This is a genomic window from Hymenobacter sp. (assembly GCF_035709525.1).
Lineage (GTDB): Bacteria > Bacteroidota > Bacteroidia > Cytophagales > Hymenobacteraceae > Hymenobacter.
Genome location: NZ_DASTEP010000052.1, coordinates 1 through 22,997, shown reverse-complemented (window position 1 = coordinate 22,997; position 22,997 = coordinate 1). Strand labels below are relative to the sequence as shown.

The 22,997-nt window shown below is 61.1% G+C and carries 18 protein-coding genes; 10 read left to right on the top strand and 8 right to left on the bottom strand.

Features of this window, described 5'->3' with window-relative positions; genetic code table 11:
• Positions 1 to 44 precede the first annotated feature (44 nt).
• Together VFO93_RS04520 and VFO93_RS04515 are read right to left on the bottom strand one after the other, a co-directional pair.
• The gene (locus VFO93_RS04520) at positions 45 to 3,872 is read right to left on the bottom strand and encodes a methyl-accepting chemotaxis protein (RefSeq protein WP_325133135.1); all 3,828 of its coding nucleotides are present in this window, start codon (positions 3,870 to 3,872) and stop codon (positions 45 to 47) included.
• A 121-nt stretch (positions 3,873 to 3,993) separates the two neighbouring features.
• Entirely contained in the window at positions 3,994 to 5,205 is a 1,212-nt protein-coding gene (locus VFO93_RS04515) for a glycosyltransferase family 87 protein (protein WP_325133134.1), read from the bottom strand.
• A gap of 208 nt (positions 5,206 to 5,413) precedes the next feature.
• Here VFO93_RS04515 and topA point away from each other — a divergent pair, with 208 nt between their 5' ends.
• The 6 genes from topA (at position 5,414) to VFO93_RS04485 (ending at position 12,746) form a co-directional block, all read left to right on the top strand.
• Positions 5,414 to 7,909: a type I DNA topoisomerase gene (topA, locus tag VFO93_RS04510; RefSeq protein ID WP_325133133.1), complete on the top strand. Its 2,496-nt coding sequence runs from the start codon at positions 5,414 to 5,416 to the stop codon at positions 7,907 to 7,909.
• A 267-nt stretch (positions 7,910 to 8,176) separates the two neighbouring features.
• On the top strand, positions 8,177 to 9,052 hold the full coding sequence (locus tag VFO93_RS04505; RefSeq protein WP_325133132.1) for a manganese catalase family protein: 876 nt from the start codon (positions 8,177 to 8,179) through the stop codon (positions 9,050 to 9,052).
• Positions 9,053 to 9,198: 146 nt separating this feature from the next.
• Positions 9,199 to 10,053: a DUF4846 domain-containing protein gene (locus tag VFO93_RS04500; protein WP_325133131.1), complete on the top strand. Its 855-nt coding sequence runs from the start codon at positions 9,199 to 9,201 to the stop codon at positions 10,051 to 10,053.
• A 157-nt stretch (positions 10,054 to 10,210) separates the two neighbouring features.
• Positions 10,211 to 11,224 carry a VWA domain-containing protein gene (locus VFO93_RS04495; RefSeq protein ID WP_325133130.1) on the top strand — a complete coding sequence of 338 codons (1,014 nt, stop codon included), beginning with the start codon at positions 10,211 to 10,213 and terminating at the stop codon, positions 11,222 to 11,224.
• A gap of 104 nt (positions 11,225 to 11,328) precedes the next feature.
• Positions 11,329 to 11,997 carry a YggS family pyridoxal phosphate-dependent enzyme gene (locus VFO93_RS04490; protein WP_325133129.1) on the top strand — a complete coding sequence of 223 codons (669 nt, stop codon included), beginning with the start codon at positions 11,329 to 11,331 and terminating at the stop codon, positions 11,995 to 11,997.
• An 86-nt stretch (positions 11,998 to 12,083) separates the two neighbouring features.
• A complete protein-coding gene (locus VFO93_RS04485; RefSeq protein ID WP_325133128.1) occupies positions 12,084 to 12,746 on the top strand; it encodes a phospholipase in 663 nt (220 codons plus the stop codon).
• Positions 12,747 to 12,853: 107 nt separating this feature from the next.
• Here VFO93_RS04485 and VFO93_RS04480 read toward each other — a convergent pair whose 3' ends face one another.
• The 4 genes from VFO93_RS04480 to VFO93_RS04465 all read right to left on the bottom strand — a co-directional run bounded on the left by VFO93_RS04480 (position 12,854) and on the right by VFO93_RS04465 (position 17,609).
• Positions 12,854 to 13,600 (bottom strand): SDR family NAD(P)-dependent oxidoreductase, encoded by a 747-nt coding sequence (locus VFO93_RS04480; protein ID WP_325133127.1) that lies wholly within the window; start codon positions 13,598 to 13,600, stop codon positions 12,854 to 12,856.
• 115 nt (positions 13,601 to 13,715) lie between these two features.
• Positions 13,716 to 14,525, bottom strand: coding sequence for an outer membrane beta-barrel protein (locus VFO93_RS04475; RefSeq protein ID WP_325133126.1), 810 nt, complete (start codon positions 14,523 to 14,525; stop codon positions 13,716 to 13,718).
• Positions 14,474 to 15,202: a bifunctional demethylmenaquinone methyltransferase/2-methoxy-6-polyprenyl-1,4-benzoquinol methylase UbiE gene (ubiE, locus tag VFO93_RS04470; RefSeq protein ID WP_325133125.1), complete on the bottom strand. Its 729-nt coding sequence runs from the start codon at positions 15,200 to 15,202 to the stop codon at positions 14,474 to 14,476. Before ubiE ends, VFO93_RS04475 begins: the two co-directional genes overlap by 52 nt.
• A 190-nt stretch (positions 15,203 to 15,392) precedes the next feature.
• Positions 15,393 to 17,609, bottom strand: a complete 2,217-nt coding sequence (locus VFO93_RS04465; RefSeq protein WP_325133124.1) for an OmpA family protein — start codon at positions 17,607 to 17,609, stop codon at positions 15,393 to 15,395.
• A 404-nt stretch (positions 17,610 to 18,013) separates the two neighbouring features.
• Between VFO93_RS04465 and yihA the strand changes: the two genes are divergently transcribed.
• The 3 genes from yihA (at position 18,014) to VFO93_RS04450 (ending at position 19,703) form a co-directional block, all read left to right on the top strand.
• Positions 18,014 to 18,634: a ribosome biogenesis GTP-binding protein YihA/YsxC gene (gene yihA, locus VFO93_RS04460; protein WP_325133123.1), complete on the top strand. Its 621-nt coding sequence runs from the start codon at positions 18,014 to 18,016 to the stop codon at positions 18,632 to 18,634.
• 55 nt (positions 18,635 to 18,689) lie between these two features.
• Positions 18,690 to 19,151: an energy transducer TonB gene (locus VFO93_RS04455; RefSeq protein ID WP_325133122.1), complete on the top strand. Its 462-nt coding sequence runs from the start codon at positions 18,690 to 18,692 to the stop codon at positions 19,149 to 19,151.
• A gap of 108 nt (positions 19,152 to 19,259) precedes the next feature.
• Positions 19,260 to 19,703, top strand: coding sequence for a DUF5606 domain-containing protein (locus VFO93_RS04450; RefSeq protein WP_325133121.1), 444 nt, complete (start codon positions 19,260 to 19,262; stop codon positions 19,701 to 19,703).
• Positions 19,704 to 19,805: 102 nt separating this feature from the next.
• Here the strand turns inward: VFO93_RS04450 and VFO93_RS04445 are convergent, their stop codons facing one another.
• Both VFO93_RS04445 and fbp read right to left on the bottom strand, forming a co-directional pair.
• Positions 19,806 to 20,465, bottom strand: a complete 660-nt coding sequence (locus VFO93_RS04445) for a hypothetical protein (protein ID WP_325133120.1) — start codon at positions 20,463 to 20,465, stop codon at positions 19,806 to 19,808.
• Between the two features lie 144 nt (positions 20,466 to 20,609).
• Entirely contained in the window at positions 20,610 to 21,632 is a 1,023-nt protein-coding gene (gene fbp, locus VFO93_RS04440) for a class 1 fructose-bisphosphatase (protein ID WP_325133119.1), read from the bottom strand.
• Between the two features lie 84 nt (positions 21,633 to 21,716).
• Here fbp and VFO93_RS04435 point away from each other — a divergent pair.
• A partial coding sequence (locus VFO93_RS04435) for an aspartate kinase (RefSeq protein ID WP_325133118.1) occupies positions 21,717 to 22,997 on the top strand: 1,281 nt, incomplete at its 3' end.

Below are 22,997 nucleotides of genomic sequence, written 5' to 3'. Positions count from 1 at the left end.
CTTACCGTGCAGCACAGCGGCCGGACGCGGCAAGCAGGGGCAGCTTAGTCTTTCGAGCGGGTTTTGGCTTTGGCGCGGGGCCGGGCAGTCGTAGCGGCCGGCTCGGGCTGGGGCTGGGTGGCAGCGGCCGTAGCCTTGGGGCGGCGGCGCGCGGCGGCTGGCGTAGGCTCTGGCGCGGCAGCGGCAGCGGCCGGCGTGGCCCGGCGCACGGGGCGGCGGGTGTCGGCAGCCTGGCCGTTGGTAGCTGAGCTAGCAGTGCTATCTGCAGCCTTGTCCTTTTTACCGTTGAGGCTGGTGCTGGCCGCCCGCGACCGATGGCCGTGGGCAGTAGCCACCGGGGCCGGGGCGGGCGCGGAAGCCGCCACGGGCTGGGTGGCGCGGCGCAGCATACCCACGCGGCGGGGGGCCGGTTCGGGCTCCGGCTCGGGTTCGGGCTCGTAGTATTCGAAGAGCTGGAAGGTTTCGAGGCCGCCTTGCAGGTCGTCGGCAATGTCGGAAAGGCGCTGCGACGAGCTGGTGAGCTCCTGCATCGAGGTCGACAGCTGGCGGGCCGTGCCAGCTACCTGCTGGGTGCCGGTGGCCGTTTGCTCGGCAATGGCTACTACCTCCTCCACGTACTTCACTACATCGCCAATTGAGGTCTGCTGCTGGGCCGTGGCCGTGAGAATATCGCGCGAGCTGCGCAGCGTATCGCCACTGCTGGTGGCAATGTTTTTGAAGGCCGCGCTGGCCTCAAACGTAGCTTCTTTACCCTTTTTCACCCGGCTTTCCATGGCCGAGATAGCAGCGGCGGCGCTGGTCGTGTCCTTGCGCACATCCTCCACCAGCGTGGCGATTTCGTTGGCCGACTTGCGCGAGCCTTCGGCCAGCTTGCGGATTTCCTCGGCTACTACCGCGAAGCCACGGCCGGCTTCGCCGGCGCGGGCGGCTTCGATGGCCGCGTTGAGGGCCAGCAGGTTGGTTTGCGAGGCGATGTCGGTAATCACGCCCAGCGACTTGCTGATTTCGCCCGAGCGGGTCGACAGCACTTCGATGGTGCGCGAGGTCTGGGTGGCGGCGCTGGTGATTTCCTCCATGTTTTTCACCACCTCGGCTACTGTTTTCAGGCCCTGCTGCGAAGTTTGCTCCCCCATGATGGCCGACTTGTTTACCACGTCGGCCTTGTTGGCCGTTTCGCGGGTCACGGTCATAATGTCTTCGATGAGCTTGAAAGCCTGGTCGGTTTTGAGAGCCTGGTTCTGGGCACCTTCGGCCATCTGCTGCATAGCCAACGCTACATCGACGGTTACACGGCTCATTTCCTGGCCTTTGTCGACCATTTCTTCCGAAGAAGTACCTACCACCTGCGCCGAATCGTTGATTTCACCAAGCAGGGCGTTGAGGTTTTCCACGGCCAGGTTAAGCGAGTTCGACATCGAGAGAATGTCGCCAGTCGTCTGAATTTCCACCAGTTGCGTGAGGTCGCCTTCCGAGATGGCCTGCACCACGCGGCTTACTTCGAGCACCGGCAGGGCGATGCTCTCAATCAGCGCGTTGAGCGTATCCACCAGCTCTTTCCAGGAGCCCGACACGCCGCCCACGGTGGCGCGCTCGGTGAGCTTGCCCTCGGCCCCGGCCACGCGGGCCACGCGGCTTACTTCCGAGGCCAGGCGGTTGAGGTCGTCCACCATCCGGTTGATGGTTTGGGCGAGGTCGGCTACTTCGCCGGCCGCTTCCAGCGTCAGCGTCTGGGTCAGGTCACCCTGCGACACGGCCGTTACTACTTTCACGATGCCCCGCACCTGGGTGGTGAGGTTGGTGGCCATCGTGTTCACATTGTCGGTCAGGTCTTTCCACACGCCACTCACGTTGGGCACTTCGGCCTGGCCGCCGAGCTGGCCCTGCGTACCCACTTCCACGGCCACGCGGGTTACCTCGCCGGCGAAGATGTTGAGCGAATCCACCATCTGGTTGATGTTGTCCTTGAGGTCGAGCAACTCGCCGCGCACGTCTACCGACACCTTCTGGCTGAGGTCGCCGCGCGCCACGGCGGTGGTCACGTTGGCAATGTCGCGCACCTGGCTCGTGAGCGAGGCGGCCATCGTATTTACGTTGTCAGTCAGGTCTTTCCAGGTACCCTTCACGCCCGGCACGTTGGCCTGGCCGCCGAGCTTACCCTCGGTGCCTACCTCCCGCGCCACGCGGGTTACCTCGTCGCCAAACACGTTCAGCGAGTCCACCATCTGGTTGAGGTTTTCCTTGAGCTGCAACAGCTCGCCGCGTACGTTCACCGTCACGCGCTGCGAGAGGTCGCCGCGGGCCACGGCGGTAGCCACGTTGGCAATGTCGCGCACCTGGCTAGTAAGGTTCGAGGCCATCGTGTTCACGTTGTCCGTCAGCTCTTTCCAGGTGCCCGATACGCGGGGCACGTTGGCCTGGCCGCCCAGGATGCCCTCGGTGCCCACCTCCCGCGCCACGCGGGTTACCTCGCCGGCGAAAATGTTGAGCGAGTCCACCATCTGGTTGAGTATGTTTTTGAGGTCGAGAATCTCGCCCTGCACATCCACCGTCATTTTCTGGCTGAGGTCGCCGCGCGCTACGGCCGTGGCCACGTTGGCAATGTCGCGCACTTGGCTCGTGAGGTTCGCAGCCATCGTGTTCACGTTGTCCGTCAGCTCTTTCCAGGTGCCGCCTACGCGGGGCACCACGGCCTGGCCGCCGAGCTTGCCTTCGGTGCCTACCTCGCGGGCCACGCGGGTTACTTCGTCGCCGAACACGTTCAGCGAGTCCACCATCTGGTTCAGAATATTCTTCAACTCCAGAATCTCGCCCTTCACGTTCACCGTCATTTTCTGGCTGAGGTCACCGCGCGCCACGGCGGTGGCCACGTTGGCGATGTCGCGTACCTGACTGGTCAGGTTGGCGGCCATGTTGTTTACGTTGTCGGTCAGGTCTTTCCAGGTGCCGCTCACGCCCGGCACGCTGGCCTGGCCGCCGAGCTTGCCCTCGGTGCCCACGTCGAGCGCCACGCGGGTTACCTCGCCGGCAAACAGGTTGAGCGAGTCCACCATTTGGTTGAGGTTCTGCTTGAGCTGGAGCAGCTCGCCTTTCAGCTCTACCGTCACCTTCTGGCTGAGGTCGCCGCGCGCCACGGCGGTGGCTACGTTGGCAATGTCGCGCACCTGGCTCGTGAGGTTCGAGGCCATCGTGTTCACGTTGTCCGTCAGCTCTTTCCACACGCCACCCACGTTGGGCACCACGGCCTGGCCGCCCAGGCGGCCCTCGGTGCCTACTTCCTGCGCCACGCGGCTTACCTCGCCCGCGAATACGTTGAGGTTGTCGATGGTGCGGTTGATGGTTTCGGCCATCAGCTTGAAATCGCCCGATACCGGAATCTGGAAGCTCTCATCGAGGTTGCCACGGCTGATGTTTTTCAGCACCTTGCCCACTTCCAGCACCGGCACCGCGATGCTGTCTACGAGGCCGTTGATGTTGTTGAGCATGTCGCGCCAGAAGCCGGCCGCGCCGTCGGCCGAGGCGCGGGCCTTGAGGTTGCCCTCCACGCCAGCCACTTTCGAGATGCGCGACACCTCGCCCCCTACCCCGCCTATCATCTCCACCATCGAGTTGTAGGCCTCGGCGATTTCCGAGAAAATATCGTCGTTTTGCTTGGTAAGGCGCACCGACACGTCGCCTTTTTTGAAGGCGTCGAGGGCGTAGAGCACGCGGTTGAGCTGCTCGTTTACGTAGTCCGAGTCTTGGGTGGCTTCGGGGCCGAGGCGGCGGCTGCCGCGCTTGCGGGTGGGATTGGTGAGCAGGCCGGGGGCCTGGTCTTCCAGCTCGGCCGGTGCGAGGTCCGGCTGGGAAGCCGTTGGTTTCTTGGCTGAAGCCATAAAAAGAGCAGTGCTGGGGCGAAGCGAGCCTCGCGGTGGGGTTGGCAAAAGTAGGAACGCGGCGCGGTCTGCCTGCCGCAAAGCAAGATAAATGTGCCGGGGCGTGCTAGCGTTACGTAGGCTACGGGCGGGCGGCCGAAAGTTCGGTGCCCGCTGCCGCATCCAGCGGGGCCGGGCTATCAGCCGCCGCCAGCCGCGCCTGCCAGCGCGGGAACAGCAGCAGCTGGCTTTGAATGAACACCCAGGCCAGAATCATGGGCACGGCCTTGAGCTTGTACACGTCGAAATACGCCTCCCGAATGGACGACGGGCATAAGTCGGTGGCGGAGAGCGACGTAAAAATCAGCACCAGCCCGAACAACCACCAGCTCAGGCGAGTGCTGCGGCGGTAGAGAATAAACCAGAACATAAACCCGGCGACCGCGATGATGAAGGTCGGCGACTCGGCCATCTGGTTGAAGATGACTACGAAGATGAGAATGGACGCCACGTACAGCCGCCGGTAGTCGGCCGCGCGCCAGTGCCGGAAGTAGGCCACCGGCAGCAGCAGCAGCAGCATACCCACACCCTGCACCACGCCCTTGGCCGTGGGCGCCACCCCAAACCACGCTTCGAGCACGCCCATCAGCGAGAGCTGAATGCCGGTGGCCGAGGCGCGCACAATGTCAAACCAGCCCTGGTAAATCATCAGAAAATCAGCCGTCGACAGCACCAGCCGGGGCGCCAGGGCCAGCAGCACCAGCCACAGCCCGGCTAGCAGACCATTACGAATGGGCTGCGGGTAAAACAAAAACAGCAGCCCGATGCCGATGCCGTATACCTTAATAAGCGCCGCCAGCGCCAGGCACAGCCCGGCCCACCCGCCCTTGCCGGCCTCCAGGTAGATGTACACCCACAGCATGAGGCCCACCAGCAGGCAGTTGGCCTGGCTGTTGTGCAGGGCCGTGAGCACGTCGATGAGCGTGAGTAGCAGGAAGATGAGCTGCCGGCGCACATCCGGAAACAGGCGGCGGGCGGCAGTATAGTACACGGCGTTGTTGAGCGCGTTCCAGGCCAGCAGCCCCAGCCAGGTGGGGGCCAGCGCAAACGGGGCCATGCAAAGCGCGAAAAACGGGCTGTACTTATAGGTATCCTGGTAGTACTCGGGGTACGGCAGGTATAAATTTTTGCCCGCCAGCAGGTTGAAGTAGGGCTTGACGAAAATCAGGTAATTATTATAGGACTCCGGGCCGCGCAGGTAGTGCTGAAACGTGATAACAATGGTAAGGAGCACGTAGAGGCCTAGCACGAAGCGCGGCGACAGCAGCACCCGCTGAATTCGGGGGGAGAGCATAAGGGGCGGTAAAATTCCGGTCGAAATTACCCGAAAATTTCCGGCCCCTACCCGGCACGGCCGGGCCGGTACCCGCGCGGCACCCGCGAGCCGGCGGCCACAATGCCCGGGCAGCGTGCATCTTTGTCCCCCTTTTCAACTTTTCGGCCGGGGCCTGCGTTCTTCGCACCGACACAAACTTGCCACCCGCCTTTTTCCCACCGCCTACATGGTCAAGAATTTAGTTATCGTCGAGTCGCCCGCCAAGGCCAAGACCATTGAGGGCTACCTCGGTCAGGACTACGTGGTGCGCTCCAGCTACGGGCACGTCCGCGACCTGCCGAAGGATAATAACGCCGTCGACGTCGCCAATGGCTTTAAACCTACCTACGTAGTCGATGCCGACAAGCGCGAGCTGATTTCGCAGCTCAAAAAACTGGCTAAGGAGGCCGAAACCGTGTGGCTGGCAAGTGACGATGACCGCGAAGGCGAAGCAATTTCGTGGCACCTGGCCGAAACACTCAACCTCAAGGCTGACAAGACCAAGCGCATCGTGTTTCGCGAGATTACCAAGCCCGCGATTCTCAACGCCATCCAGCACCCGCGCCAGATTAATCTGGACTTGGTGAACGCCCAGCAGGCCCGCCGCGTGCTCGACCGCCTGGTGGGCTTTGAGCTGAGCCCCGTGCTGTGGCGCAAGGTGAAAGCCGGCCTGAGCGCGGGCCGCGTGCAAAGCGTGGCCGTGCGCCTGGTGGTAGACCGCGAGCGCGAAATCAACAAGCACACAGCCAGCAGCGCCTACCGCGTAGTGGCCCGCTTCGACGCCGGCCAGGGCACGACGCTGGAGGCCGAGCTGCCGACCCGCTACAAAACCCGCGAGGAGGCCGAAGCTTTCCTCACGCGCTGCATCGGAGCCACGTACAGTATTAATAGCCTCGACAAGAAGCCCGGCAAGCGCAGCCCCGCGCCGCCGTTCACCACCTCGACCTTGCAGCAGGAAGCCTCGCGCAAGCTCGGCTTTTCGGTGGCCCAGACCATGACCGTGGCCCAGAAGCTGTACGAGGCCGGCCACATCAGCTACATGCGAACCGACTCGGTGAACCTGAGCGAGGAAGCCCGCAAGGGCGCCCGCGAGGCCATCGAGGCCGCCTACGGGGCCGAATACGCGCTAGAGCGCCACTTTAAAACCAAGTCGGCCAGCGCCCAGGAGGCCCACGAAGCCATCCGGCCCACCAACTTCAAGGCCGTGAAGGCGGGCGGTGAGGCAGCCGAGCAGCGCCTCTACGACCTCATTCGCAAGCGGGCCATGGGCTCGCAGATGGCCGACGCGCAGATTGAGCGCACCACGGCCGTGATTGGCATCAGCACGCAGCCGGGCACCACGTTTTCGGCTACGGGCGAGGTCATTACGTTTGAGGGCTTTTTGAAAGCCTACGCTGAAAGCAAGGACGACGACGACCAACCCGCCGACGGCGAAAGCTCGTTTTCGCGCGGCCTGCCGCCGCTGAGCGTGGGTCAGAACCTACCGCTGCAAACGCTGACCGCTACCGAGCGCTTTTCGAGCCCGCCGGCCCGCTACACCGAGGCCTCGCTGGTGAAGAAGCTGGAAGAAATGGGCATCGGCCGCCCCAGCACCTACGCCCCTACCATCAGCATCGTGCAGAAGCGCGGCTACGTGGAAAAAGACTCGCGCGAGGGCAAGGAGCGCAAGTTTTACGCCCTGGCGCTGGTGGATGGCGTGGTGAAAACCGAGCAGCGCACCGAAACCTATGGGGCCGACAAAGCCAAGCTTTTCCCGACCGATACGGCGCTGGTAGTCAACGACTTTTTGGTGGAGCATTTTCCGGCCATCGTCGATTATCAGTTCACGGCCAAGGTCGAGGATGAGTTTGACCAGATTGCCAACGGGCACGAAGACTGGGGACAGATGCTGGCCGGCTTCTACGAGCCTTTCCACAAGAGCGTAGAGCGCGGGCAGGACATCGAGCGCAGCACGCTGGGCAGCACCCGCGAAATCGGCCTGCACCCCGAGACCGGCGAAAAAATCACCGCCCGCCTCGGCAAATACGGCCCCTACGTGGCGCTGGGCGACACCGAGGGCGAAACCAAGCCCGCCTACGCCAACCTGCGCAAGGGCATGTTTATCGAAACGATAACGCTGGAAGAAGCGCTGGAGCTCTTCAAACTGCCCCGCGTGGTGGGCGAGTTTGAGGGCAAGGACATGACGGCCGCGCTCGGCCGCTTTGGCCCCTACATCCGGCACGACAGCAAGTTCTACTCGCTCACCAAAGAGCAGGACCCGCACACCATTACGGGCGAGGAAGGCGTGGCGCTCATCGAAGCCAAGCGCAAAGCCGACGCCGAGAAGCTGATTAAGAGCTTCCCCGAAAACCCGGAAATTCAGGTGCTCAACGGTCGCTTCGGCCCCTACATCGTGGCGGGCAAGAAAAACGTAAAGATTCCGAAGGGTGAAGAGCCCACCGAGCTAACCCTGGAGCGCTGCCTGGAGCTGGCCGCCGCTACCCCCGACAAGCCCGCTAAGGGCGGCCGCTTCGGCAAAAAAGCCGCCGCCGAGAAGCCGGAGAAGGAAGCCGACGCCCCCGCCAAAAAAGCGGCCAAAGAACCAGCCGCCAAAAAGGCCACCACTGCTAAAAAGCCGGCGGCCAAGAAAGCGACCGCCGCCAAAAAGCCGGTAGCCGCGAAAAAAACGGCCGCCAGCAAATAAATTTTCAAGCGCGTTTTACGGAAAGCCCCGCCCACCGGCGGGGCTTTTTGCGTGGCCTTTTACCCAGAACAGAATAGCGCCGGTTACGGCGCAGGCTGCGAGCAGCGCGGACGCAACTGTTAGCTGCGGCAACGTTCCAGGTTAAGCGCGAAAGCGTTGAGCTATACCCTTATTCAGCAAGCTCCTCGCTACCAACCCGCGTTTTTGGGCGGGCGTAAGGATAGGCGGCGCTCCGCATGGACGCCGTTACCTTACCCTTCCTTTTCCATGTTCTACCACGATAAACGCACCCAGTACAAAGTCCGCGTCGAGAAGCCCAACCCCGCCTTCGCCCGCATGTTGCAGCAAGCCATCGGCGGCATTGAGGGGGAAATGCGCGTGTGCCTGCAATACCTGTTTCAGGCCTGGAACTCGCGCGGCCCGGCCAAGTACCGCGATATGCTGCTCGACACCGGCACCGAGGAAATCGCGCACATCGAGATGCTGGCTACCGCCGTGGCCCTCAACCTGGAAGGCGCGCCGCTGAGCGTGGCCGAAGCCGCCATCAAGCAGGATGGCGTGGTGGGCGCGGTGCTCGGCGGCATGAACCCACGCTCGTTCCTTTCGGCGGGCCTGGGCGCGCTGGCGGTCGATGCCGAGGGCGTGCCCTTCAGCGGGGCCTACGTGGTGGGCAGCGGCAACCTCATGGCCGATATGTACACCAACGTGGCCGCCGAAAGCACCGGCCGCGCCCTGGCTACCCGCCTTTGGGAAATCACCGACGACCCCGGCATGAAGGACATGCTGAGCTTTATGATAGCCCGCGACACCATGCACCAGCAGCAGTGGCTGGCCGTGATTGAGGAGCTCGGCGGGGCCAAGGGCCTGCCCATCCCGAACTCGTTTCCGCAAAGCCAGGAGCACGAGAAATTCAGCTACGCCTTCATCAGCCCCGGCATCAAGGAAGCCGCCGAAACCCCAGCGGGCCGCTGGACGCACGGCCCCAGCATCGACGGCAAGGGCGAGTTTCACGTGCTCAAGGCCGAGCCCTACGGCGACGAGCCCAAGCTCGGCCCGCCCGTGCCCGAAGGCCACGCCCAGAAAGAGCAGATGACTGTTACGGACTCGCTCCTCGGCAATATCAAGGATACGCTGGGCATCTAGCGGCCAGCTAGTTGATGACAGCTACCCGCCCGCGCTCGAACCCGAGTGCGGGCGGTTTTTTTATGCTGGCAATGGGCTTTTGACCAGGAGCACCGGCGTGCATACTGCCCGCGCTGGCTGGGCGTTAGAGAATTTTTCTTCCTTGCGTGAACCTCACTTCCTTTAGCGCCAGCCTCGCCGGCCTGCTGGCCGCCGCGCTATTTCAGCTGCCTGCCCCGGCCACCCACCCCTACCCCTGGCTGACGGCCGCACCCGCGCCCGGCCACGCGCTGGCCGCCCGCTTTGCGCCGCCGCCCGGCTGCCAGCGCGTGGCCGTGCCCGCCGGCTCCTGGGGCGCGTGGCTGCGCGGGCTGCCGCTACGGCCGGCCAGCACCCCGGCGCACCTGTATAATGGCAAGCTCAAGGACAACCAAGCCGTGGTGGCGGCGGTGGTCGACATTGACCCCGGCACCAAAGACTTGCAGCAGTGCGCCGATGCCGTGATGCGGCTGCGGGCCGAGTACTTATTCAGCCAGAACGTCAACAAAATCCACTTCCACCTCACTACCGGCTACGACGCCTGGTTTTCGGACTACATAGCGGGCCGCACGTTTCAGGTGAAAGGCGAAGAGGTAACGGCCGCGCCCAAGCCAGCCGAAGCACCCACGCACGCGGCGCTTCAGCGGTATTTGCTGCCGGTGTTTGGCTACGCGGGCACGCTTTCGCTGCGCCGCGAGCTGCGCCCGGTGCCGCTACCCGAGGTGCGCCCCGGCGACGTACTCATCCACGGTGGGCGGCCCGGCCACGCCGTGCTGGTAGCCGACGTGGCCGAAAATCCACGCACCGGCCAGCGCTACTTACTGCTGGCGCAGAGCTACATGCCGGCCCAGAACATCCACGTGCTACGCAACGTGGCGCAGCCGGCGCTGGGCGCGTGGTTTGCGGTGCCGGCGCCTGATGAGGCGGAGGTTGAAACGCCGGAATGGACGTTTGCCCGCGAGGAACTGGGGCGGTTCGAATGATATTCAGCTGTAGCGTAAGCTTTAGCTTGCGGGCAAGCGCCGCGAGCAGCCGCGCTCGCCAACGTTCGCCCACGCAGCTGCTCGCGGCGCTCGCTCGCAAGCTAAAGCTTACGCTACACTGAAAACGCCGTAATTTGCGCTTTCCGGCCGTTTTTCGATGAATCTGTTTTCCTACGCCACCCTGGCCAGCTACGAATGGCAGCACCCCAAGCTGCTGCTGCTGCTCGGGCTGGTGCCCTTGCTGCCGCTGCTGCGCTGGCTGCTGGCGCGCCGGCGGCGGCAGGTAGTGGTAGCCTTCGGGCCGGGCGGCCTGCGGCCCGACTGGCGCGCCGGGCTACGCTTTTTGCCCGATGTGGTGCTGAGCTTGGCGCTGGCGCTGCTGGTGCTGGCCGCCGCCCGGCCGCAGCGGGCCAGCGAGCAGCTGACCCAGACGGGCCGGGGCATCGACATCGTGCTGGCCCTCGACCTGTCAGCCAGCATGGAGCTCGAAGACCTCAAGCCTACCCGCCTCGAAGCGGCCAAGCGCCTGGCCCGCAGCTTTGTGCAGCAGCGCGCTGGCGACCGGCTCGGGCTGGTGGCCTTTGCCGGGCAGGCGTATTCGCTGGTGCCGCTCACTACCGACTACGAGCTACTACTCAGCAACCTGAGCAGCCTCAAGCCCGGCCTGATTGAGGAAGACGGCACGGCCATCGGCACGGCGCTGGGGGTGGTTATCAACCGCCTGCGTGAGTCCACGGCCCGCTCGAAGGTATGTTTGCTACTCTCGGATGGCGAGAACACGGCCGGCAATCTCGACCCGCTGCTGGCCGCGCAGCTGGCCCACGCTTACGGCATTAGGCTCTACACTATCGGGCTGGGCGAGGATGGCTTCGTGCCCTACGGCCGCGATTCTACTACCGGCAAACCCCGCTACGTGCAAACCCGCCTCGACGAAACCACCATGCGCCAGCTGGCGCAGGCGGCCGACGGCCGTTTCTTCCGGGCCACCGACAATAAAGCGCTGAGCCAGGTTTTCGGCGACATCAATAAGCTTGAAAAATCCGACATCCGCACCCAGCGCTTTCGCAGCGTGGAAGATTTTTACCGCCCCTACCTCGGCTGGGGCCTCGTGCTGTGGCTGCTGTGGCTGGGGCTGAAAAGCACGTTTATGGCCAACGTATTGGAAGACTGACTTTAGTGCCAAGTCGCTAGTGCTTTGTGCTTAAAACTAATCGTAAACTCTTAAAAACAAAGCATTAACAACTAAGCACAAGGCACTAACAACTAAGCACTACTATGTCTATCGCTGAGAATATCGCTGCCATTGAGCAAACCCTGGCCGGCACCGCCGCCCGCCTGGTCGTCGTGACTAAAACCCACCCCGTCGAGCGCCTGCGCGAGGCGTATGAAGCCGGCGCGCGCATTTTTGGCGAAAACCGGGTGCAGGAAATGGCCGCCAAGCAGCCCGAGCTGCCGGCCGACGTGGAGTGGCACCAAATCGGTCAGCTGCAAACCAACAAGGTGAAGTACTTGGCTTCCTTCGTACACACCGTGCAAAGCGTGGACAGCCTGCGCCTGCTGCTGGAGCTGGAAAAGCACGCCGCTAAGCACCAGCGCGTTATCAATGGGTTGCTGCAATTTCACATCGCGCAGGAGGAAACCAAAACCGGCCTTAGCCTGCCCGAAGCCGAGGAAATTTTAAACTCGGAGGAGTATAAAAGCCTCCGGCACGTGCGCCTGACGGGCGTGATGGGCATCGCTACCCACTCGCCCGACGAGGAAGTAGTGCGGGGCGAGTTTCGGCAGTTGCGGCAGTATTTTGAGCAACTGAAAGCCACGTATTTTGCCGAGGATGAAGCTTTCCGCGAAATCTCGATGGGCATGAGCGCCGACTACCCGCTGGCTGTGGCCGAGGGCAGCACGCTGGTGCGGGTGGGCAGCGCCATTTTTGGCAGCCGGGGATGAAACTGTAAACCGGAGTGGCGCTCCGTTTCGCGTGAGGGGCATAACCAAACGCGGAAACGGAGGACCACTCCGGTTTACATCTTCTTATGCAACATCATATTACCGTGCCCCGCACCGCCCGCTACCAGCAGCTGGGCGAACCCACAGCCGCCACGCGCCAGCTGTGGCTGGTGGCGCACGGCTACGGGCAGTTGGTGGAGTATTTAAGCCGACACTTCCGCTTGCTGCACGCCGCCGACCCAGCGGGCACCGTCATCGTAGCCCCCGAGGCGCTGTCGCGCTTTTACCTCACGGGCACCAGCGGCCGGGTCGGCGCGTCGTGGATGACCACCGCCGACCGCCTCACCGAAATAGCCGACCAAGCAGCTTACCTTGATGCGCTGATGGCCCACCTGCTCGCCGCCTGCCCGCCCGCTGTGCGCGTAACGGTGCTGGGCTTCTCGCAAGGCACGGCCACCGTAAGCCGCTGGCTCGCCGCCCGCGCCGACTGCTGGCGGCCGCACCGGTTAGTACTGTGGGCCGGCAACTTCCCGGCTAACATCGAAAATGTAGCCGCTCAGCAGCTCCTGCGCGGCCTGCCCGTGGTACTGGTAAGCGGCGAGCAGGACGAGTATATACCCCCCGAAAAGCTGGTGGCCCAGGCCGAAGCGCTGCGCCTGCACGGCGCGCGGGTTACAACTCATAGTTTTGAGGGTAAGCACACGCTGTATCCGCCGCTATTACAGCGGCTGCACGCGGCCTTGCAATAGCAGCGTATAGACGCCATATTTTGCGTCTTACGTCAGGCAGCGCATCTAAGCGTATCCCAACGTAAGACGCAAAATATGGCGTCCCTACACACTGTTTAATGGTTGTGCTACTGCGCGCGGCGCACGGTGGCCGCCGCAGCCTGCGCGGCCGGGAAAATAATGACCTCGGCAATTTGCACGTGCGGCGGGCGCGTGACCATAAACTGAATAAGGTCGGCCACGTCTTCGGCGCGCAGGGGCTGCACGCCTTTGTACACGTTGGCTGCTTTCTCTTCGTCGCCTTTGAAGCGCACCTCCGAAAACTCGGTTTCGACCATGCCGGGCGCTACCTCGGCCACCCGGATACCCTTGGGCAGCAAGTCGATACGCATGGTGCGGGTGAGCATGTTCACAGCCGCTTTGGAGGCGCAGTACACGTTGCCGTTGGCGTAGGCTTCGTGGCCGGCTATCGAGCCGATGTTTACAATAAAGCCGCCTTCGCCCATGCGCGGCAGCACGGCCCGGCTCACGTAGAGCAGGCCCTTCACGTTGCCGTCCATCATCGCATCCCAGTCGGCCACGTCACCATCTTGTATCGGGCTCAGGCCGTGGGCGTTGCCGGCATTGTTGATGAGCACGTCGATGTGCCCGAACTCGGCAGGCAGTTCGGCTATGGCAGCTTCCACGGTGGCGCGGTCGCGCACGTCGAAAGTCAGGATGTGTACTGGTGTGGGAGCCAGCTCGGCGGCCAGTGCTTCCAGCCGCTCGCGGCGGCGGCCAGTTACAACCAACTGAAAGTCAGCCTTAGCCAGCGCTACGGCCGTAGCCTGGCCGATACCCGACGACGCGCCGGTGATGAATGCAGTCTTTTTCATTTAACAGTTATCAATTAACATTTAACAGCCCTGGTAGTAGCATAGGCGCAAGCTGTGGGCTTGTCTATTCTACTGCCAGGGCTGTTAAATGTTAATTGATAACTGTTAAATGGCCTTATTCAATGTTCAGGTACAGCGTTACCGTGTTGGTCCGCAGGCTTTGCAAAGCGCTGCTGTAGCGGTTGTTCTGCGGGTCCAGAATGTTGCGCAGGCCGTGTGAAAAGCGCAGCTCGGGGCCAAACTTGAAGTAGGGATAAAACAAGTCGAACCCGAAGCCGTATTCCAGCAGCACGTCGGTGCGGGTCACGCGCAACTGATTGATTTCGGGCGTATTCTGGCGCTGCGTTACGGCGTAGCTGGGCTTGATGCCGGCTATCATGTACATGCGGGTGTTGCGGCGGCGCTGCGACTGGTACTTGAGCAGCAGCGGCAGCTCCAGCTGCGTGGTCGCGACCTCCTGCGTGCGCAAGGTATCGGGCTGGCCGCCACCCTGGTACTCGATGCGGCGCGTCATGAAGCTCAGGCCTGGCACGAAGCGCAGGTGAAACGGCGTGCTCGGGCCGCCCAGCCGGATGTCATTAGTGAAATAAACCCCCAGGCCGGGGCTGATAAGGGCATTCGCGGTAACGCCCCGCCCCTGCTGGATATTTTGAATATACGTATCCGACTGCTCGATAAAGAACCGCGAAAAGCTGGGCGCGATGCTCAAACCCGGCCGATAGAACCGCTGGTTGTAGTTAGCCAGGTTTTCGACGGTGATGCCTTTGATGCGGCCTTTCTTGGTACGGTCGATGGCGTCGCTACGCTTGCGCTGGGCCAGCGCCGGCCCGGCCGCCAGCAGCAGCCCAAGCAGCACCAGCCAGCCCCAGGTGCCTACTTGCGCGCGGTGTAGATGGAGCTGATGCCGAACGTGAGGGGTTGCCATGCAGGAGAAGAAAAGCCGACGCGGCGCAGAATGGCAACGAAATCGGCACCGTCGGGGAAGGCCTGCACCGATTCGGGCAGGTAGGTGTACGCGGCCTGGTCTTTGGAAATAACCTTGCCAAAGACCGGCAGCACCCGACTGAAATAAAAATTGTAGGCTTGCTTGAGCGGGAACGCCGTGGGCTTGCTAAATTCCAAGATAACCAGCTGCCCGCCCGGCCGCAATACGCGGTGCATCTCGGCCAGCCCGCGCTCGAGGTGCGCAAAATTACGCACGCCAAACGAGGCCGTCACCGCGTCGAAGGTACTATCCTCAAACGGCAGGTTTTCCGAGTCGGCCAGCTTTAGCTGGATGCGGTGGCTCAGCTTTTTGGCTTCCAGCTTCTGGCGGCCGATTTCGAGCATCCCGGCCGAAATGTCGACGCCCGTTACCTGCGCATCGGGCGCGGCGGTGCGTAGCGTTTCGATGGCAAAGTCGGCGGTGCCGGTGGCAATGTCCAGGATGCGGGCCGGGCGCAGGGCTTTGAGCTCATCCACGGCCTTGCGGCGCCAGTAGATGTCGGTGCCCACGCTCAGGAAGTGATTAAGGAAATCGTATTTACCGGCGATGCTGTCAAACATCCGCGCCACCTGCGTTTTCTTGTCGGCGGCGTCTTCTTTGTAGGGTACTACGGCCATAGGTTGTGAGTGCAAAGAACGGCAGAAGGCCGTAGAAAATTGCGTGGAGCAGGATGTAGCGTAAGCTTTAGCTTGCAAACGGCCTAGTAATCTGGCCGCGACGCAAGCTAAAGCTTACGCTACATCCTACACAAAAAAACGGCCGGACTGTTCGTCCGGCCGCCTCTTTTTTTGCTGATTAAAGCGTAACCTATTCAGTTTTAGCTTTAATCTTAGCTTTCTCGCCCGAAGCGTCTTTGGCTTTCGAGTCGAGGTCGCCGTCCTTGGCTTTGGTCTTCGACTTTTCGCCGTTAGCGCCTTTTGTTTTCACCTTCACCTTGTCGCTGTCGTCGTCCACCTTGGTTTTCACCTTGGTGCCGTCGGCCAGCTTCACCTTGCTCTTGCCGGGCAGCGGGCGGGCAGGCTTCACGGGCACGGCGATGATGGTCGTGGTGGGCTCGGGCTGGGTTACGGGCATGGTTTCACCTTCCTTCAGCACCGGGCGGAACTCATCGCGGCGGTTGAGCTGCATGTTCTCGGGCGTGTCGTTGGGCGCGGCCGGGCGGCGCTCGCCGTAGCTTACCGTCGTCATGCGGGCATCGGCGATACCTTGCTTCACGAGGTAGTTTTTGGCAGCGTCAGCACGGTTTTGGCCGAGTACCATGTTGTACTCATCCGTGTTGCGCGAGTCGCAGTGGCCTTCAATCGAGATGTTCAGACCGGGCGTGCGCTTCAGGTAAGAAGCCGTGTTGTTCAGCGTTTTGATAGACTCCGGCCGCAAGGTGTACTTGTCGGTGTCGAAGTAAATCTTACGCATGTTCGGATTCTCATCCGCAATCAGGTTGACGTAGTTGGCGTAGATATTCTTGGTAATCGAAGTCGAGTCATTCGTCGAAATCGGCACCGCAAACTCTTGCGTCTCAATATTCTTGCCGTCCTTGTTCACCGCTACCTGGTAGGTGCGGCCCGACAGCAGGCTTACGCTGTAGCTGCCATCCGGCTTGGTGATGTCGCGGAAGCTGATGGCCGTGCCATCGGCCGATTTGCCGCTGAATACCAGCTCAACACCCGGGATAATAGAGGTGCTATCCTGCTTCGAGAACACCATCCCTTTAATGGTTACGTTCTTGATGTAGTTGATGGTATAGATGTCCTTCTCGCCGTAGCCACCGATGCGGTACGAGCTGAGGTAGGCATACGAGCCATCAGGGGCGAGGCGGTAATACGAGTCAGCGTCGGGCGTGTTAACAGGGTAGCCCAGGTTTTCGGGGCGGCCCCACTTGCGGCCGATGCTGTCCCACTGCGACTTGAAGATGTCGTAGTTGCCCATCGTGTTGTGGCCACGCGAGGCGAAGTACAACGTCTTGCCATCGCGGCTCAGGTACGGGCTGTCCTCGTCGTACTTGGTGTTGATGGTGCCACCCAGCGATTTGGCCGGGCCCCAGTCGCCACCGGCGGTGCGGGTGCTGTAGTACAGGTCGAGCGTACCGTCTTCCGAGTACTTAGCGGTTGAGAAGTATAACGTCAGCCCATCGGGTGTGATGTAGGCGTCACCCTCGTAGTATTTCGAGTTGATGTTGTCGTTCAGACTTTTGGGAGCAGTCCAGTCGCCACCAGTCTTTTCCGACATAAAAATATCGCCATTGTTGTCGTTGCGATACAGCAGCAGCTTGGTATCATTGTCGAACAGCTGAATCGAGGCATCGTGGCCTTTTGCATTGAGCACGCCCGACAGCGAGCGGGGCTTCTCCCAATTGTCGGCGTCGATGCGGTGGGTTTCGAAGATGTCTTCGAAGTATTCACCGTCAGCGGCGATGCCTTTTTTCTTCACGTCCGAACCCGTTACCTGCTCGCCACGCGAGGTGTAAATCAGGGTCTTATCGTCCGACGAGATAACCGGGCTGTGCTCCGAGTACTGGGTATTTACCGTCGGGCCCAGGTTTTTCACGAAGATGTCCTTGGGCTGGTTGAACAGCACCTTAGCATTTTTGCTGTGCTGAATCAGCTGGGCTACTTCCTCGCGGCGGGTGTCGTTCTTTTTCTTCAGCGTGGCATTGTACGCCTGGTAGTGCGTAATGGCCTCGTCGAAGTTATAGTTGAGGTGGTCTACCTGACCGAGCCAGTACTCGATATCGCGCGAAACCTTTGGCTTGAGCTTCTGCGCTTTATAGATGTAGTCGCTCGCTTTTTCTTTATCGAAGGACAAGTACGCCACGCCGGCCCGGAACAGCGCCTGCGCGTTGTTGGGGTCTTTGGCCAGCACCCGCTCGTAGTACGGAATGGAGGCGCGATAATTCTCCAGGTCGTAAAGCTTGTTGCCAGTCTTAAGGTCCTTGCGCGTGCTTTGCGCCAGAGCAGAGTTGCTCGCCGCCCCGGTGAGGGCTACCACGCATGCGGCGTGCAGCAGCTTTCTGGATAAGTTGTCCATTGAAAAGAGGTGTTTGGGGTAATTAATGAAGTGCATATAATAGCGAGGCGGACTAAGACGCATCCCAATAGCATTTCGGCGACTTATACTAGTTTTTCGCGCCAAGGTTTGCATTTGCCCGCCCCGCAACGGCTTAAAAGCCGCCGCAAACGGCCGCAAATATAACGGGCTGCCTTTGGCCGAATAACGCAACCGCCGCCGGTGCCCCGGTGAACTATCGTTGGTTTAATGGGTTACTATATCCTTTCGGGCAAAAGGTAACCCCGCAAATATAGGCCGGCCGGCAGAAAACCCCGAAAAAGTCTAATTTTCCTGTTCAATCCCCGAAAAGCCATAGGCCCCCAAAGCCGGCGCGGACGCAGGCCGTACTTTTGGCGGCCCGCTACCTTCCTTATATTACGCTTATGCTAATTCGTGACGCTCGCTTTGTGAGTAGCAACACCCAGCTATCCGCCTGCCCGCCGCCCACCCTGCCCGAGTACGCCTTCATCGGGCGCTCCAACGTGGGCAAGTCGTCTTTGCTCAACATGCTGACGCAGCGCAACGGCCTGGCCAAAACCTCCAGCACGCCCGGCAAAACGCAGGTTATCAATCATTTCATCGTAAACGATGAATGGTACCTGGTCGACTTGCCCGGCTACGGCTACGCTCGCGTCAGCAAAAGCTCGCGCGCCGACTGGGGCAAGATGATAAACGCCTACCTCACGCGCCGCGAAAACCTCACCTGCGTGTGCGTGCTGCTCGACTCGCGCCACCCGCCCCAGGCCGTGGACCTCGAATTTATGGAGAAGCTGGGCGAGGACGGCGTGCCCTTCGTGATGATATTCACGAAGACCGATAAACAGTCCTCAACCCGCACCAACGAGCTCATCAAAAGCTACTTGGCTAAGATGGGCGAAACCTGGGACGAGTTGCCGCGCTACTTCCTTACCTCAGCCGAAACCGGGGCCGGCCGCGACGAAGTGCTCGATTTTATTACGGAAGTAAACCGGCAGGTAGCGGCCGAAGCGGCGGGCGCGGAGTAATTTGGCCCGTCAATTGCCCCAGAGGCGGGCTTTTACCTTGCAATTACTTTTTTCCATGAAAAAAATTCTGCTTCCCGCGCTGGGCGTGCTGCTGGCCGCCGGCGCGGCCCAGGCCCAAAACACCAAGCCAGCCGCTGGCGGCCAGGCCACCGACCCCAACCACGCCCAGACTACCCAAGGCACCGGCATCAACCAGGTTGGCAACAGCATTCCGGCGGCGGCCTACTACGAGGGCGGCCAGCAGGCCATGTACGACTTCATTGCCAAGGAGATAAAGTACCCGCTATTGGCCAAGCGCAACCGCATGCAGGGCCGCTGCATCGTGAGTTTCACCCTGAATACCGACGGCACGATGCAAGGCATCAAGCTGGTGAAGGGCGTGGGCGGCGGCACCGGCGAAGAGGCCCTGCGCGTGGTGCGCCTGCTCAAGTTCAAAAAGCCCGAATACCCGATTCTCACCAGCCTGCCCATCGATTTCAAGCTCGGTGTAACCGGTGCCAACGCGCTGGAAAACTAATTTTCAGTTTTGAGTTAGGAGTTTTGAGTTCTGAGTTGAGTAGTCATTTCCGTTTCTACCTTATTCAGAACTCAAAACTCCTAACTCAAAACTCTTAACTCCCCCAAGATGCCCTACGATTTGAAAGAGCTGGCCGCCATTAGCGGCCAGAGCGGTTTGTTTCGCCTACTGAAGCCCGCCCGCCACGGTGTACTAGTTGAAAGCCTTGATGAAAAGGCCGCCCGCTCGCTGGCCCCGGCCAGCAACAAAGTGTCGCTGCTGAGCGAAATCGGCATTTACACCCAGGATTCGGACGAGACGGCCCCGCTCACGGAGGTGTTCGAGAACATCTACCAGAATCACGGCGCGAGCCTGCCCGTCACCAGCAAGTCGAGCGAAAGCGAGCTGCGCGAGTTCCTGGCCGAGGTGCTGCCCAACTACGACCGCGACCGCGTGTACACGTCCGACATTAAAAAGCTCGTGACCTGGTACAGCATCGTGAGCCAACGCCTGCCCTACCAGGAAGCTACGGCTGAAGAAGCTAGCGCCGAAAAGGCTGACGACGCCGCTTAAAAAGCTTTGTCATTGCGAGCGCAGCGAAGCAATGACAAATAACAAAAAGCCCTTTTCCAGCGCTGGAAAGGGGCTTTTTGTTGTTCGCAAAAACTGCTACCCTCAGCTTTTGCCCCAGCTTAGAGAGTAGCACAGCGAGATGTTGCCGGTTTGCAGATTGGGCAGCTGGCCGGCGGCGGGGCGGCGGGGTCTGGTGAGGTCGGTGCAGAAGCGCACGCCCAGCTGGTGGTAGCGGTGGCCCTCGTGGTAGCCCACGCCGAGGCTGGCAATGATACCGCCCGTGGCGTAAATCCAGCTGTCAGTATGGCGCTGGGTAGTACCGCTGTTGGGGTCGAGCTGATAGGTAGTGCGGCCAAGCAGGCCACCAAAATAGCCGCCTAATGACACTTCCGAAAAAAACTTACTGGCGCGCCAGTAGCGGCGCGACACGAATTCGACTGGAATCGTACCCACGGTTTCGGACCGGCGCACCTGGTTGGGGCCGAAGTAGTAGCGCCCGTTGCGCCCCAGCAGGCCCAGCCCGAAGCGCAAACCCAGCGCCGTGCTGCCGCGCCGCCAGAAGCGGGTGGCGTGCAGGTCTACCTCGGAGCCGAACTTGATGTCGTCGTTGGGCAGGTAGTGGTCGTCGTTGGGATTGACCAGCGCCACGCCTACCCCGAAGGTTTCGCCAAAGTGCCAGCTGGCCGTTTTTTTAACTTGCGCCGTATCGGGAGCCTGGGCCAGCGCCGTACCAGCTCCTGCAAGCAGGAACGCGGTAGCCAAGCCCGCACATCGTAAAGCTGTTGTTTCCATTGAGTTGAAAGTAGTTGGTAAGAAGCTTGGGGCTAACGCAAAAGCCTGGCTGCTATTGCAAAGGCAACGACAACCAGGCTTTCGGGCAACTAGTCAATAAAAAGCTTTTTTTGCCTACGCTACCGGGTTTTCCGCCTCGGCCTCCTGGGCGATGAGCGACTCTGCCAGCTCCACCAACTCCTTGCTGCCGATGAACACCGGGCAACGCTCGTGGGCGGTGTGGGGCTCCAGCTCCAGGGTGCGGCGCTGGCCGTCGGAGCTGCGGCCGCCAGCCTGCTCCACGATGAAAGCCAGCGGGTTGCACTCGTACATGAGGCGTAGCTTGCCCTTGGGGCTCTTGGCCGTGGCGGGGTAGATGTAGATGCCGCCTTTCAGCAGATTGCGGTGGAAGTCGGCCACCAGCGAGCCGATGTAGCGGGCCGAAAAGCCGGTGTCTTTGCAGTGTTTTACAAAGGCCTTCACGCCGGCCGAAAACGACTCCGACGCGCCCTCGTTGATGGAGTACACCGCGCCGGTTTTGGGCGTCTGAATGTCGGGGTGCGACAAGAAAAACTCGCCCAGGCTCGGCTCGTAGGTGAAGCCGTTGACGCCGTTGCCGGTGGTGTACACGAGCATGGTGCTGGAGCCGTAGATGACGTAGCCGGCCGCCACCTGGTGCGTGCCGCGCTGAAGGCAGTCGGCCTCGGTACCCGGCCGGCCGGTGGGCGAAATGCGGCGGTAGATGCTGAAAATAGTACCGATGCTGACGTTGACGTCGATGTTGCTCGACCCGTCGAGCGGGTCGATGGCCACTACGTACTTGCCCTGGTTGTTGCCGGTCTGAATCATGTCCTCGTCTTCCTCGGAGATGATGGTGCAGACCTCGCCACCGTTGCGCAGCGCGCGGATGAAGCGGATGTTGGCAATCACGTCGAGCTTTTGCTGGTCTTCGCCCTGCACGTTGCGGTTGCCGTAGGCGCCGGCAATGTCGATGAGGCCCGAGCGGTTGATTTCGCGGTTCACGATTTTGGCCGCGAGCGCAATGTCGCGCAGCAGCTGCGAAAGCTCCCCGGTGGCGTAGGGGAAGTCTTCCTGCTTGCGCATGATGAAACGGTCGAGGGTAGTGCCAACGGGCAGGGCGAGTCGGTTGTGGTCCATAAGGTGGGGCGAGAGCTTGTGCAAAGCTACCCGCTTTTCGGCTATGCTACCTACCTGCGCCCTACTGCCTAGTTTTGGGGCCGTATGGAAAAAGAGCAAACGGGCCTACAGGTCTACAAATTTGGCGGGGCCTCGGTGAAGGACGCGGCGGCTATTCTCAATCTCTGCCGCATCGTGCGCGACTTTGGGCCGCAGGGGCCGCTGCTCATCGTGGTGTCGGCGATGGGCAAGACGACCAATGCGCTGGAGGAGATTTATGACTTGGCGTATCACGGGCGGGACTACTCGGCGCAGTTGGCGACAGTCGAAGCGTATCATCATCAGGCAGGCAAGGATATAGGTGAAGCATTACCACACCCTTATATAGACCCTGACAAACCAGACGTTAACTTGATAAGCTTTTTTGAAGGGCTTGCTTATAGACTAGCTAACCTATCGCCTAGTAAAAGCTACGATGAAGGATACGACCAAGTAGTAAGTTATGGGGAAACCTTGTCTTCCTATTTGGTCTATTATGCGTTGACAAGTAGTCTAGAGATAGAAATTTATCACCGGGCATCGATGATTGTAACCGACGATACTTGGCGTGAAGGGAAAGTAGATTGGCAGGAAACTGAAAAGAGGGTTAAAGAAGAGTTTGAAGGACTATTTGCTCCATTCGGCGGTGCCCATATTATCGTAACAGAAGGGTTTACTGGTCAGGTATTAAACAATCACCGCACTACCACCCTCGGCCGCGAAGGCTCCGACTACTCGGCCGCCATCTTCGCCTACTGCCTGCGGGCCGAGAGCGTGACCATCTGGAAGGACGTGCCCGGCCTGCTCAACGCCGACCCCAAGATATTTCCCAACACGGTGCGCTACCCCGAAATCAGCTACCAGGAAACCATCGAAATGGCGTACTACGGGGCCAGCGTCATCCACCCCAAGACGCTGAAGCCGCTGGCCGACCGCCAGATACCGCTGCGCGTGAAGTCGTTTGTGGACCCCGCCGCCGAGGGCACGCTCATCCACGACTGCCAGCACCCGCCGCTGGCCCCGGCCTTCATCCGCAAAACGGGCCAGGTGCTGCTCTCGCTCGAAAGCAAGGATTTTGCCTTCATCTCGGAAGAAAACCTGGAAGTGATTTTTGGTACGCTGGCCCAGGCCCGCCTCAAAATCAACGTGATGCAAAACTCGGCTCTCAGCTTTTCGGTGTGCCTCGACGGCGAGCCCACGCGCCTGGCGCAGGCCGTGGCCGCGCTCCGCACGCAGTTCAAGGTGCAGTACAACGAGGGGCTGACGCTGTTCACCATTAAAAACTACACGCCCGGCAGCGTGGCCCAGCTGCTGGCCGGCCGCACGGTGCTGCTGGAGCAGCGCACG